13 protein-coding genes are annotated in these 12,620 nt (G+C 69.2%); 12 read left to right on the forward strand and 1 reads right to left on the reverse strand.

Annotated elements, in window-relative coordinates; translation table 11 throughout:
• Window positions 1-25: 25 nt before the first annotated feature.
• The 7 genes from L632_RS23750 to L632_RS21985 all read left to right on the forward strand — a co-directional run bounded on the left by L632_RS23750 (window position 26) and on the right by L632_RS21985 (window position 5,069).
• The gene (locus L632_RS23750; RefSeq protein ID WP_084648050.1) at window positions 26-214 is read left to right on the forward strand and encodes a hypothetical protein; all 189 of its coding nucleotides are present in this window, start codon (window positions 26-28) and stop codon (window positions 212-214) included.
• Complete coding sequence (gene murA / locus L632_RS0102695) at window positions 215-1,498, forward strand: UDP-N-acetylglucosamine 1-carboxyvinyltransferase (protein WP_028712519.1); 1,284 nt, start codon at window positions 215-217, stop codon at window positions 1,496-1,498. It abuts the gene before it with no gap.
• The gene (locus L632_RS0102700; RefSeq protein ID WP_028712520.1) at window positions 1,491-1,970 is read left to right on the forward strand and encodes a DUF2948 family protein; all 480 of its coding nucleotides are present in this window, start codon (window positions 1,491-1,493) and stop codon (window positions 1,968-1,970) included. Before murA ends, L632_RS0102700 begins: the two co-directional genes overlap by 8 nt.
• A gap of 228 nt (window positions 1,971-2,198) precedes the next feature.
• Window positions 2,199-3,509 (forward strand): histidinol dehydrogenase, encoded by a 1,311-nt coding sequence (gene hisD / locus L632_RS0102705; RefSeq protein ID WP_028716333.1) that lies wholly within the window; start codon window positions 2,199-2,201, stop codon window positions 3,507-3,509.
• Window positions 3,506-3,997, forward strand: a complete 492-nt coding sequence (locus tag L632_RS0102710) for a UPF0262 family protein (protein ID WP_028712522.1) — start codon at window positions 3,506-3,508, stop codon at window positions 3,995-3,997. Before hisD ends, L632_RS0102710 begins: the two co-directional genes overlap by 4 nt.
• 3 nt (window positions 3,998-4,000) lie before the next feature.
• A complete protein-coding gene (locus L632_RS0102715) occupies window positions 4,001-4,459 on the forward strand; it encodes a low molecular weight phosphatase family protein (RefSeq protein ID WP_028712523.1) in 459 nt (152 codons plus the stop codon).
• A gap of 76 nt (window positions 4,460-4,535) precedes the next feature.
• Window positions 4,536-5,069 (forward strand): PAS domain S-box protein, encoded by a 534-nt coding sequence (locus L632_RS21985; RefSeq protein ID WP_051416186.1) that lies wholly within the window; start codon window positions 4,536-4,538, stop codon window positions 5,067-5,069.
• Between the two features lie 25 nt (window positions 5,070-5,094).
• Here the strand turns inward: L632_RS21985 and edd are convergent, their stop codons facing one another.
• A complete protein-coding gene (gene edd / locus L632_RS0102725; RefSeq protein ID WP_028712524.1) occupies window positions 5,095-6,897 on the reverse strand; it encodes a phosphogluconate dehydratase in 1,803 nt (600 codons plus the stop codon).
• A 115-nt stretch (window positions 6,898-7,012) separates the two neighbouring features.
• On the opposite strand from edd, the gene L632_RS0102730 reads away from it, so the two are divergent.
• The 5 genes from L632_RS0102730 (at window position 7,013) to pgi (ending at window position 12,604) form a co-directional block, all read left to right on the forward strand.
• Window positions 7,013-8,209 carry an RSP_2647 family RNA methyltransferase gene (locus L632_RS0102730; RefSeq protein ID WP_028712525.1) on the forward strand — a complete coding sequence of 399 codons (1,197 nt, stop codon included), beginning with the start codon at window positions 7,013-7,015 and terminating at the stop codon, window positions 8,207-8,209.
• The gene (locus tag L632_RS21990) at window positions 8,206-8,799 is read left to right on the forward strand and encodes an RSP_2648 family PIN domain-containing protein (protein ID WP_051416187.1); all 594 of its coding nucleotides are present in this window, start codon (window positions 8,206-8,208) and stop codon (window positions 8,797-8,799) included. Before L632_RS0102730 ends, L632_RS21990 begins: the two co-directional genes overlap by 4 nt.
• Window positions 8,800-8,875: 76 nt before the next feature.
• Window positions 8,876-10,327 (forward strand): glucose-6-phosphate dehydrogenase, encoded by a 1,452-nt coding sequence (zwf, locus tag L632_RS0102740; protein ID WP_028712526.1) that lies wholly within the window; start codon window positions 8,876-8,878, stop codon window positions 10,325-10,327.
• Complete coding sequence (pgl, locus tag L632_RS0102745) at window positions 10,324-10,998, forward strand: 6-phosphogluconolactonase (protein ID WP_036697114.1); 675 nt, start codon at window positions 10,324-10,326, stop codon at window positions 10,996-10,998. Before zwf ends, pgl begins: the two co-directional genes overlap by 4 nt.
• A gap of 1 nt (window position 10,999) precedes the next feature.
• A complete protein-coding gene (gene pgi, locus L632_RS0102750) occupies window positions 11,000-12,604 on the forward strand; it encodes a glucose-6-phosphate isomerase (protein WP_028712528.1) in 1,605 nt (534 codons plus the stop codon).
• The last annotated feature ends 16 nt before the right edge of the window (window positions 12,605-12,620 follow it).

Here is a 12,620-nt window from a genome sequence, read left to right on the forward strand (position 1 = left end):
GCCGGCAAGGACGCTAACAGGAGGCATGACGAAAACACCCCGCGATCCCAAGGGAGATACACGCGAAGCGCGGCTTAAGGCGGCGCTGCGGGCCAATCTCGCGCGGCGCAAGGCGCAGGGCCGCGCGCGGGCCGGGACGGCAGAAGACATGACGAACGAGCAGCACGGGCCAGAGATGCCGGCAAACGGCCAGACGCCCGGGAACGAGGATTAGATGGACCAGATCATTGTAAGGGGTAACGGGCCGCTCAGGGGCGAGATCCCGATCGCCGGCGCCAAGAATGCCTGCCTGACGCTGATGCCGGCGACGCTGCTGACCGATCAGCCGCTGACGCTGACCAATGCGCCCCGGCTCTCGGACATCCGCACCATGACCGCGCTTCTGCAGTCGCTGGGGGCCGAGGTCGCGAGTCTTCAGGACGGGCAGGTGCTGGCGCTGTCGAGCCACGACCTGACCAGCCATCGGGCCGATTACGACATCGTGCGCAAGATGCGTGCCTCGATCCTGGTGCTGGGGCCGATGCTGGCGCGCGACGGCCATGCCGTGGTCTCGCTGCCCGGCGGCTGCGCCATCGGCGCCCGCCCGGTCGACCTGCACCTGCGCGCGCTGGAGGCGATGGGGGCGGAACTCGACCTGCGCGAGGGCTATGTCCATGCCAAGGCGCCTTCGGGCGGGCTGAAGGGCGCGGTGATCGACTTTCCGCTGGTCTCGGTGGGCGCGACCGAGAACGCGCTGATGGCGGCGACGCTGGCCCGCGGCACCACCGTCATCAACAATGCCGCACGCGAGCCCGAGATCGTCGACCTGGCCGAATGCCTGCGCCGCATGGGCGCGCAGATCGAGGGCGAGGGGACATCGACCATCACCGTCGAGGGCGTGCAGGCGCTTGGCGGCGCCACGCATCCGGTGGTGACGGACCGGATCGAGCTGGGCACCTACATGCTCGCCCCGGCGATCTGCGGCGGAGAGGTGGAATGCCTCGGCGGCCGCATCGACCTGGTCGCCGCCTTCTGCGAAAAGCTGGACGCGGCCGGCGTGGAGGTGGTCGAGACCGCCCGCGGCCTCAAGGTCTCGCGCAAGAACGGCCGGGTGCGCGCCGTGGACGTGGTGACCGAACCCTTTCCCGGCTTCCCGACCGACCTGCAGGCGCAGATGATGGCGTTGCTTTGCACCGCCGAGGGCAGCTCGGTTCTGGAGGAGAAGATCTTCGAGAACCGCTTCATGCATGCCCCGGAACTGGCGCGCATGGGCGCCCGGATCGAGGTCCATGGCGGCCACGCCACCGTCCATGGCGTCGAGAAGCTGCGCGGCGCTCCGGTGATGGCGACCGACCTGCGCGCCTCGGTCAGCCTGATCCTCGCCGGGCTCGCCGCCGAGGGCGAGACCATCGTCAGCCGCGTCTATCACCTCGACCGCGGCTACGAGAAGGTCGTGCGCAAGCTGCGCGGTGTCGGCGCCGATATCGAACGCATCAAGGAGGTTCCCGCCGATGGCTGACGCCCGTTTCACCGATGCCGATCCCGCACCGCTGGCGCTGCTGGCCAGCGATGCCGACGACCTGACCGTGATCTCGGCGCTGGTGCAGGACGCGATCCTGCCGGTGACCGAGATCGCCTATGACGGCCGCCACCGGCAGCTCGCCCTGCTCCTGAACCGTTTCCGCTGGGAGGATGCCGATCTCGCCCGCCGCGACGGCCGCCCCTATGAGCGGGTGCGCGCGGTGCTGCTGGTCTCGGACGTGCGGCGGGTGCAGAGCGACGGGATCGACCGCACGGACAAGGACCTGATCCTGGAGCTGCTGACCGTGACATGGCAGGCGGGCGAGGACGGCACGGGCCTGCTGCTGCTGCAGTTTGCCGGCGACGGCACGCTGGCCGTCGAGGCGGAATGCCTGAATGTCGAGCTGCGCGACGTGACGCGACCTTATATCGCCCCCTCGCGACGTGCGCCGCAGCATCCGGACAGCTGATCCCGCGGCGCCTGCTTCCCGGAGGGCGTGAGGATTGCGCGGCTGCATGAGTATTTGAAAAACGGTGAAACGCCAAATTTGCTCTTCTGGGAAGGGCTTTCACCGTTTCACAAATACTCGAATCCGGCCGCACAACCGGCTCTGAACGGACAGGTTCAGCCGAGCCATAGCGGCTTGAGCCCCTTGGCCGCAGCCGCTAACAAGGTCGGGTCATTGAAGGCCCGAGCCATGCCCATCCATCTGTCGACCGCCCAACCCGATTTTGCCGAACGCTTCTCGGCGCTTCTGTCCATGAAGCGCGAGGATGCGGCGGACGTGAACGATGCCGTGGCGGCGATCATCGCCGATGTGCGCGACCGGGGCGATGCCGCTCTGGTCGAACTGACCGGGCGTTTCGACCGCCTGGCGCTGACGGCGGAGACACTGGCTTTCTCGAAGGAGGAGATCGCCGCCGAGATCGGGAAGGTCTCGGCCGAGGATCGCGCCGCGCTGGCCATGGCCGCGAACCGCATCCGCGCCTATCACGCAAGGCAGATGCCCGACGACCTCAGCTGGACCGATCCCGAGGGCGCGACTCTGGGCTGGCGCTGGACGCCGGTCGCGGCCGCCGGCCTCTATGTGCCGGGCGGGCAGGCGAGCTATCCCTCCTCGGTGCTGATGAACGCCATCCCGGCGCGGGTGGCGGGGGTCGAGCGGCTGGTGATCTGCGTGCCGACCCCCGACGGTGTGGTGAACCCGCTGGTGCTGCTGGCGGCCGAGCTGGCCGGGGTGGACGAGATCTATCGCATCGGCGGCGCGCAGGCGATCGCCGCCCTGGCCTATGGCACCGAGACCATTCGCCCGGTGGACAAGATCACCGGCCCCGGCAACGCCTATGTCGCGGCGGCCAAGCGGCAGGTCTTCGGCCGCGTCGGCATCGACATGATCGCGGGGCCCTCCGAGGTGCTGATCATCGCCCAAGGCGCGCAGAACCCGGAATGGCTGGCCTTGGACCTGCTGGCGCAGGCCGAGCATGATGCCGATGCCCAGTCGATCCTGATCACCCCGGACGAGGCGCTCGCCCGCGCCGTGGTGGCCGAGGTGGAGCGGCTGCTGCCGACCCTGCCGCGCGCCGCGGTGGCGGGGGCGAGCTGGCGCGACTATGGCACGGTGATCGTGACCCGCGACCTCCACGAGGCGGCGGCGCTCTCGGACCGGCTGGCGCCCGAGCATCTGGAGCTTTGCGTGGACGACCCCGAGGCGCTGGCGGAAAAGACCCGCCATGCCGGGGCGATCTTCCTGGGCGGCTGGACGCCCGAGGCGGTGGGCGATTATGTCAGCGGCCCGAATCACGTCCTGCCCACGGCGCGGTCGGCGCGGTTCTCGTCTGGCCTGTCGGTGATGGATTTCCTCAAGCGCACCACCATGGCCCGGCTGTCGCCCGAGGCGCTGGGGGCGATCGGCCCGTCCGCGGTGCGGCTGGCCGAATCCGAGGGGCTTTCGGCGCATGGCCGCTCGGTCTCGGCGCGGCTGGCGGCACTGAACGGGGGGACGTCATGAGTCAGCCCACCACCGGCCGGCTATGCCGGATCGACATCGACGACAGCGCGCTGCCCCCGGCCACGCCCGAGATCGAGCAGGATCGCCGCGTCGCGGTCTTCGACCTGCTCGAGGATAACAGCTTCGTCCTGCCCGGCCGCGACGGGCAGGAGGTTCCCGCCGGCCCCTATGCGCTGGCCCTGGCGGTGCGCGAAAAGCGGCTGGTCTTCGACATCGCCACCGAATCCGGCAGCAAGGTGGCCGAGTTCCATCTGTCGCTGGGTCCGTTCCGGCAGACGGTCAAGGATTACTTCCAGATCTGCACCAGCTATTTCGACGCTGTGAAGCGCCTGCCGCCGGCGCAGATCGAGGCGATCGACATGGCCCGGCGCGGCATCCACAACGAGGGCGCCCGCACCCTGCAGGAGCGGCTGGAGGGCAAGGCCGAGGTTGATATCGACACCGCGCGGCGCCTGTTCACGCTGATCTGCGCGCTCATCCCGGGGTGATTCGTGGCCGGACAGATCCCCCATTCGGTGCTGTTCTGCTGCGATCACAACGCCATCCGTTCGCCCATGGCCGAGGGAATGATGAAGAAGTTCTACGGCCGCGCCGCCTATGTGCAGTCGGCGGGGGTCAGGAACGACATGGAGATCGACGGCTTCGCCATCGCGGTCTGCAAGGAGATCGGCGTCGAGCTCTCCACCCATCGCTCGCGCTCCTTCGAGGAGATGAAGGCCTGGGGCGACGATCTGAGCAGCTTCGACCTGGTGATCGCGCTGTCGCCGGCCAGCCAGAGGCAAGCCCTTGAGCTGACGCGGGTTTCTCATCTGGACGTGGAATATTGGCCGATCATGGATCCCAGCGGCCTGGCCGAGGGGCGCGAGGCCAAGCTGGCGCTATACCGGACCGTGCGCGACCAGATCCGCAAGCGGATGATCGAGCGTTTCGGTCCGCCGACCGAAGCTTGAGAAAAATTCTCTGCGCGCTAACGGAATCTTAGCCTCTTGGCGCGATGCTGCCGGAAACCCTTTGCAGGAGTTCCGGATGACCGACATCCAGCGGCTTGACCACGACCTCGAATGGGCCATGCGCGCGATGGGCACGCATCGCGCGGTGCTCGTCCTCGATCTTGGGGGGCATATCGTGGCGGTGAACCAGACCTGTCTGGGCATGTGCGGCTATCGCAGGGAAGAGCTGATCGGCCGGCCGGTGGTCATCCTTCTGGACCCCTCGGAAAAGGCGCCGGACCGGCTGCGGCAGGTTCTGGAGGCGCCGGGGGGACGCGAATCGCGCATTCATGGGCTGGCGCAATTGACCAAGTCGGGGCGGCGGTTCCGGGTGGACGCCCGCATCTGCCCGATCCGCGACGATGCGGGGCAGGTCTGCCTGAACGTGCTGTTCCTGCGCGAAGCGGCCGAGGAGGCCGGGCCGCTGCGCCTTGTGCTGCCCGAGGTGGCGGCCGGCATGGGACAGGTGATCCGCCTGCCGCGCCGCATGCCCGGCGGTCCATGGCCGCGGCCGGCGGAAGCTGCCGAGACCGAGGCTGGCCTGCTGCTCGCAACGCGCGGCGAGCATTGATCCGCCGCACCGGTCCACAGGCGGGTCAGACGACCACTGCCGCGCCCTCGGTGGCCGGGCCGACATGGCGGCGGAAGGCGGCGAAGAGTTCCCGCCCCAGCCCTTCGGCCGAACGCGAAGGGTCGTGTTCCGCCGGCGCGCGCTCCTCGAAGCCCTCGGCCAGGCAGGTCAGCGTGCCCTGCGCCGCGTCGAGCCGGACAAGATCGCCGTCCCGCACCCGCGCCAGCGGCCCGCCATCGGCGGCCTCGGGCGAGATGTGGATCGCCGCCGGAACCTTTCCCGAGGCGCCGGACATGCGGCCGTCGGTGACCAGCGCCACCCGCAGCCCGCGATCCTGCAGCACCGCCAGCGTCGGGGTCAGCGAATGCAATTCGGGCATGCCGTTGGCACGCGGGCCCTGGAAGCGGACGATGACGATCACGTCCTCGGTGAATTCGCCGCGCTTGAAGGCGGCCTTGACCTCCTCCTGGTCGGCGAAGACGCGGGCCGGGGCCTCGATGACATGGCGCTCGGGGGCCACGGCCGAAACCTTGATGACGCCGCGGCCCAGATTGCCGGACAGCTGCTTCAGCCCGCCGGTGGCGGCGAAAGGATTGCCGGCCGGGCGCAGGATCTTGTCGTTCAGCGTCTCGCGCGCGCCCTCGACCCATTCGATCCGGCCGTCCTTCAGCTTCGGCTCGCTGGCATATTGATCGAGCCCGCCGCCGGCGATGGTCTTGACGTCGGGATGCAGCAGCCCGGCCTCGAGCAACTGCCCGATCATGAAGCCGAGCCCGCCGGCGGCGTGGAAATGGTTCACGTCGGCCAGCCCGTTGGGATAGACCCGGGCCATCAGCGGCACGGTCTCGGACAGGTCGTGGAAATCCTCGAGGTCCAGGATCACCCCCGCCGCCCGTGCCATCGCCGGCAGGTGCAGCACCAGGTTGGTCGAGCCGCCGGTCGCCATCAGCCCGACGATGCCGTTGACGAAGGCGCGCTCGTCCAGCACCTCGCCCGCCGGCAGATAGTCGTTGCCCAGCCGGGTGATCGCGGCGGCGCGCTGCACGGCGGCGCTGGTCAGCGCCTCGCGCAGGGGCGTGTTCGGATTGACGAAGCTGGAACCGGGCAGGTGCAGGCCCATGAACTCCATCAGCATCTGGTTGGTGTTCGCCGTGCCGTAGAAGGTGCAGGTCCCCGGCGCGTGATAGCTGGCCATCTCGGCTGCCATCAGCGCCTCGCGCCCGACCTCGCCGGTGGCGAATTGCTGGCGGACCTTGGATTTCTCGTCATTGGGCAGGCCCGAGGGCATCGGCCCGGCCGGCACGAAGACCGCCGGGATATGGCCGAAGGTGCCGGCAGCGATGATCAGCCCCGGCACGATCTTGTCGCAGACGCCCAGGTAAAGCGCCGCGTCGAAGACGTCATGTGTCAGCGCCACACCCGAGGCCAGCGCGATCACGTCGCGGGAAAACAGCGACAGCTCCATCCCCGGCCGGCCCTGGGTCACGCCGTCGCACATCGCCGGCACCCCGCCCGCCACCTGCGCCGTGGCGCCCGCCACATGGGCGGCCTGCCGGATCAGGTCGGGGTAACGCTCATAGGGCTGGTGGGCCGAGAGCATGTCGTTATAGGCGGTGACGATGCCGATGTTGGGCTTGCGGGTGGTGGCAAGATCCTGCTTGTCGGGCATGGCGGCATAGGCATGGGCCTGGTTGCCGCAGGACAGATGGGCGCGGCGCGGCCCTTCTTCGGCGGCGCGGGCGATCTTGGCCAGATAGGCGCTGCGGCTATGGATCGAACGCTCGCGGATGCGGTCGGTCACCCGGTCGATGGTGGCGTGCAGGGTCATGGCTCGCTTCTCCTTTGGCGCCAATGTATCCTGTTAGCGGTAACATTGCAACCGGCCTGCTCTTGCCCGCGGACGCTTGCCGTGGCAATCCTGCCGCGTTTTGCACGAGGCCGCCATGACCGCCGATCTGCCCATCATCCGATTGCGCCCGAAATCCAAGCCGCAGGCGATCCGCCACGGCTTTCCCTGGGTCTTTGCCGACGAGCTGGTGACCGACCGGCGCACCCGGGCGATCCCGCCCGGCAGCTTCGCCCTGCTCGAGGATGCCGAGCGCCGGCCGCTGGGGCTGGTGACGGTAAACCCCGAATCGAAGATCATCGCCCGCGTCATGGACCCCGACCCGCAGGTGCGGATCGGCCGCGACTGGATCGCCGCGCGGTTGCAGCGGGCGCTGGCGCTGCGTGAACGGCTGTTCGACGCGCCCTTCTACCGGCTGGTCCATGCCGAGGCCGACGGGCTGCCCGGCACCATCATCGACCGTTTCGGCGATGCCGCAGTGATCCAGCCCAACGCCGCCTGGGCCGAACGCATGGTCGGGGAGATCGCCGCGGCGCTGCGCCAGGTCGCGGGCGTCTCGACGGTGGTCCTGAACGGGCAGGGCCGGGCGCGCGGGCTGGAGGGCCTGCCCGAGCGGATGGAGCTGCTGTCGGGCGAGGTTCCCGGCCCGGTCGAGGTGCCGATGAACGGCGCGATCTACCTCGCCGACCTGACGCAGGGGCAGAAGACCGGGCTGTTCTATGACCAGCGCCCCAACCATGCCTTTGCGCAGCGGCTGGCGCGCGGCCAGCGCGTGCTGGACGTGTTCTCGCATGTCGGCGGCTTCGGCCTGGCGGCGCTGGCGGCGGGGGCGACCCATGCCACCTGCGTCGACGGCTCGGCCGCGGCGCTGGACCTGGCGCGGGGCGGCGCGCGCGCCATGGGGGCCGAGGCGCGGCTGGCCACCCGCCAGGGCGACGCCTTCGAGCAGATGGAGGCGCTGGCCGCCGAGGGCGCACGTTTCGACCTGGTGATCTGCGATCCGCCGGCTTTCGCGCCCTCGAAACCGGCGCTGGAGGCGGGCCTGCGCGCCTATGAGCGGGTGGCGAAGCTGGCCGCGCCGCTGGTGGCGCCGGGCGGCTATCTGGGCCTGTGTTCCTGCAGCCATGCCGCCGACCTGGCCGCCTTTCGCAATGCCAGCGCCCGCGGCATCGGCCGCGGCGGGCGGCGGATGCAGCTGCTGCATACCGGCCAGGCCGGGCCGGACCATCCGACGCTGCCCCAGCTGGCCGAGACCGGCTATCTCAAGGCGCTGTTCTTCCGGCTGGACGGATGAGGGCGGTTCTGGACGCCTGCGTGCTGTTCCCGACCGTGTTGCGGGAAATCCTGATCGACACGGCGGCGGCGGGGCTGTTCCAGCCGGTCTGGTCGTGCCGCATCCTGGACGAGTGGCGCCATGCCGCCACCCGCCAGGGCGCCGAGGCCGGGGTCGAGATCGCGCTGCTGGAATCGCGCTTTCCGCAGGCGCTGGTCGAGCCGGGGCAGGCGGCAGGCGGCCTTGACCTGCCCGATCCGGCCGACCGGCATGTGGTCGAATGCGCGCTGGCGGCCGGGGCTGACAGCGTCATCACCGCGAATCTGCGCGACTTTCCACCCCGTGCGCTGGCCTCGGTCGGATTGCGGGCGATTCATCCCGATGAATTCCTGCGCGACCTTTACCTGAGGGCGCCCGACACCGTGCTGGCGGCCATCGAGGCCACCGAGGCCCGGGCTCGCGCCGCCGGAGGCGAGCTCGGCCGCAAGGAACTGATGCGGCGCGCCCGGCTGCCGCGCCTTGCCAAGGCCATCGCCCGGCTGGAAAGCCCGGAAACCGCGACATTTCCGTCGCATTCGGCGGATACCTTCCCCCGACGGGGCCAGGACTGAAATGAGGATCGGATTGCAGGACTTGATGTTACCGCTAACATCGGCTAATCGGCAGATCAGCGATGAGGAGGCAGCGATGGTTTCACGCATCATTCCGGTTGAGGATTTCGACCTGGTGATCTTTGGCGCCACCGGCGACCTGGCCCGGCGCAAGATCGTGCCCGGCCTCTATCGGCGGTTCATGGCGGGGCAGGTGCCGGCCAGCGCCCGCATCATTGGCGCGGCCCGCACCCGCCAGGACGACGAAGCGTTCCGCGCCGAGATGCGTGCCGCGATCGAGGAGTTTATCGGCCCAGGCCAGGATCAGGCGCAGCTTGCGGCCTTCCTGGACATGCTGGGCTATGTCGCCATCGACGCGCGCGGCACCGACGGCTGGGCCGAGCTCAAGGCGCGGGTGCGGCCGGGGGTGGTGCATGCCTTCTACTTCTCGGTGGCGCCGGCGCTGTTCGGCGATATCGCCGAGCGCCTGGCCGGCAACGGCATCGCCGATGCCGAGAGCCGCATCGTGGTCGAAAAGCCCTTCGGCCGGGACCTCGCCACCGCGCGCGCGCTGAACGCGACGCTGGCCCGGCATTTCGACGAAAGCCAGATCTACCGGATCGACCATTACCTGGGCAAGGAAACCGTCCAGAACCTGATGGCGGTGCGCTTCGCCAACATCCTGTTCGAGCCGCTGTGGAACGCGCAATATGTGGACCATGTCCAGATCACCGTGGCCGAGACGGTGGGCGTCGGCGGGCGCGGCGAATATTACGACCATTCCGGCGCCATGCGGGACATGGTGCAGAACCACCTGATGCAGCTGCTGTGCCTGACCGCCATGGAGCCGCCCTATCATTTCGATCCCGGTGCGGTGCGCGACGAGAAGCTCAAGGTGATCCGCGCCCTGGAACCGCTTGCCCCCGAGGATATCGTGCGCGGCCAGTATCTGGCCGGCCCCGAGGGCCCGGGCTATCTGGAGGATGCCGAGAATCCGGCCTCGCGCACCGAAAGCTTCGTGGCGCTGAAGGTGCGGATCGCCAACTGGCGCTGGACCGGCACGCCTTTCTACCTGCGCACCGGCAAGCGGCTGCGCGCGCGCACCAGCGAGATCGTCGTGACCTTCAAAGAGCCGCCGCATTCGATCTTCGACGATGGCGGCACGCACAAGGCCAACCAGCTGGTCATCAAGCTGCAGCCGAACGAGGGCATGCACCTGACCGTGATGATCAAGGAGCCGGGGCCGGGCGGCATGCGCCTGGTGCAGGTGCCGCTGGACATGAGCTTCGCGGTTGCGCTTGGGGCCGATGGCACCGACATGCCGGACGCCTATGAGCGGCTGATCATGGACGTGATCCGCGGCAACCAGACCCTGTTCATGCGCGGCGACGAGGTCGAGGCCGCCTGGGCCTGGACCGACCCGATCATCGCCGCCTGGGAGGCCGGCTCGAAACGGCCCGAGCCCTACGATCCCGGTTCCAGCGGCCCCGAGGAGGCGCTGCGCCTGCTGCATCGCGACAACCGCCGCTGGAGGGAGATCAGGCCATGACCATGGAGTTCATCGAATATGCCGACCGCGAGATGCTGTTCCTGGCGCTGGCCGACCGGCTGGCGGGCCAGCTGTCGCAGCATCTGCGGGTGAACGACGGCGCCAGCCTCTGCGTGCCGGGCGGCACCACCCCGGCGCCGCTTTATGACTATCTTTCGGGCAGCGAGATCGACTGGCCGCGCGTCACCGTGCTGCTCAACGACGAACGCTGGGTGGATGGCGAGCATGTCCGTTCGAACGGCCGGCTGCTGCGCCGCCACCTGCTGAAGGACAAGGCCGCCGCGGCCAATTACCTCGACCTCTATACCGGCGACGAGCGCCCCGAGGATGCGGTGCCGGCCCTGTCCGAGGCCATCGCCCCGCATCTGCCGCTGACCGTGCTGCTTTTAGGCATGGGCACCGACATGCATACGGCGAGCCTGTTTCCCGCGGCTTCCGAGACCGTTCTGGCGCTGGCCTCCGACGCGCCGCCGGTGATGGCCGTCAACAGCATCAAGGACGAGCCGCGGATCACCCTGACCGCCTCGGCGCTGAAGGGCGCGATCAACACCCATCTGCTGATCGCCGGCGCCGACAAGCGCGAGGCTTTCGAGCGCGCGCAGGGCCTCGACCCGACCGAGGCGCCGATCCGCGCCTTTCTTGGCGACATCACCGTGCATTGGGCAGAGTGAGATGACCGATACCTGGACCAGACTGACAGAATACCGCAACTCCCAGGGCGCGCTGCGGATCGAGGCGCTGTTCGCCGCCGATCCGGCCCGCGCCGCCGCCTTTTCGACCAGCGCCGAAGGGCTGGTGCTGGACTGGTCCAAGACCACCATCGACGCGCGCGCCCGCGACCTGCTGCTGGACCTCGCCGCGCCGGTTCCGGAACGCCGCGAGGCCATGTTCACCGGCCAGCGCATCAACGAGACCGAGGATCGCGCCGTGCTGCACACCGCGCTGCGCAATCTCGACGCCAGCGTAACGGTGGACGGCCGCGACGTGATGCCTGAGGTGCGCGCCACCCATGCCCGCATGCGCGCCTTTGCCGATGCCGTCCGGGACGGCAGCTTCGCGGGGCAGGGCGGCAAGATCACCGATGTGGTCAATATCGGCATCGGCGGCTCGGACCTCGGCCCGGCCATGGCGACGCGGGCGCTTTCGCCCTGGCATGACGGCCCGCGGGTGCATTTCGTCTCGAACGTGGACGGGGCGGACATCGCCGATACCATTGCCCGGCTCGACCCCGCGACGACGCTGGTGATCGTCGCCTCCAAGACCTTCACCACCATCGAGACCATGACCAACGCGAAAACCGCGCTGGACTGGATGGCGAAGACCGTGGCGCAGCCGGCGGCGCAATTCGCCGCGCTGTCCTCGGCCACCGCCCGGACCGCCGAATGGGGCATCGACGAGGCCCGCGTCTTCGGCTTCGAGGATTGGGTCGGCGGCCGCTATTCCATGTGGGGGCCGATCGGCCTGTCGCTGATGATCGCCATCGGCCCGGACGAATTCGACCGCTTCCTGGCCGGCGGCGCGGCCATGGACCGGCATTTCCGCCAGGCCCCGCTGGCGGAAAACCTGCCGGTGATCCTGGCGCTGGTCGGCATCTGGCACCACCAGATCTGCGGCTACGGCACCCGCGCCGTGCTGCCCTATGACAACCGCCTCGGCCGCCTGCCGGCCTATCTGCAGCAGCTGGAAATGGAATCGAACGGCAAGCGCGTGGCCATGGACGGCAGCGACCTGACCGTCCCCTCGGGCCCGGTGGTCTGGGGCGAGCCGGGCACCAATGGCCAGCACGCCTTCTATCAGCTGATCCACCAGGGCACCGCCATCGTGCCCTGCGAATTCATCGTCGCCGCCCGCGGACACGAGCCCGAGCTTGCGCATCATCACCTGCTGCTGATCGCCAACTGCCTCGCGCAATCCGAGGCGCTGATGCGCGGCCGCTCGCTGGACGAGGCCCGGGCGCTCATGCAGGCCAAGGGCCTGACCGGCGCCGAGCTGGAACGCCAGGCCCGCCACCGCGTCTTCCCCGGCAACCGCCCCTCGACCACCTTGCTGATCCCGGAACTCGACCCCTACACGCTGGGCCAGATCGTCGCGCTCTACGAGCATCGGGTCTTCGCCGAGGGCGTCATCCTGGGCATCAACAGCTTCGACCAATGGGGGGTCGAACTCGGCAAGGAACTGGCCCTGAAGGTGGCGCCGCTGCTGGACGGCCAGCCCGCCCCCGGCCACGACCCCTCGACCGAGCATCTTGCGGCGCTGATCCGCGAGGCGCGGGGCTAAGACTTCTTCGCTCTCC

The sequence above is a fragment of the Paracoccus sp. J39 genome, from assembly GCF_000518925.1.
In the GTDB taxonomy this organism is placed as follows: Bacteria; Pseudomonadota; Alphaproteobacteria; order Rhodobacterales; family Rhodobacteraceae; genus Paracoccus.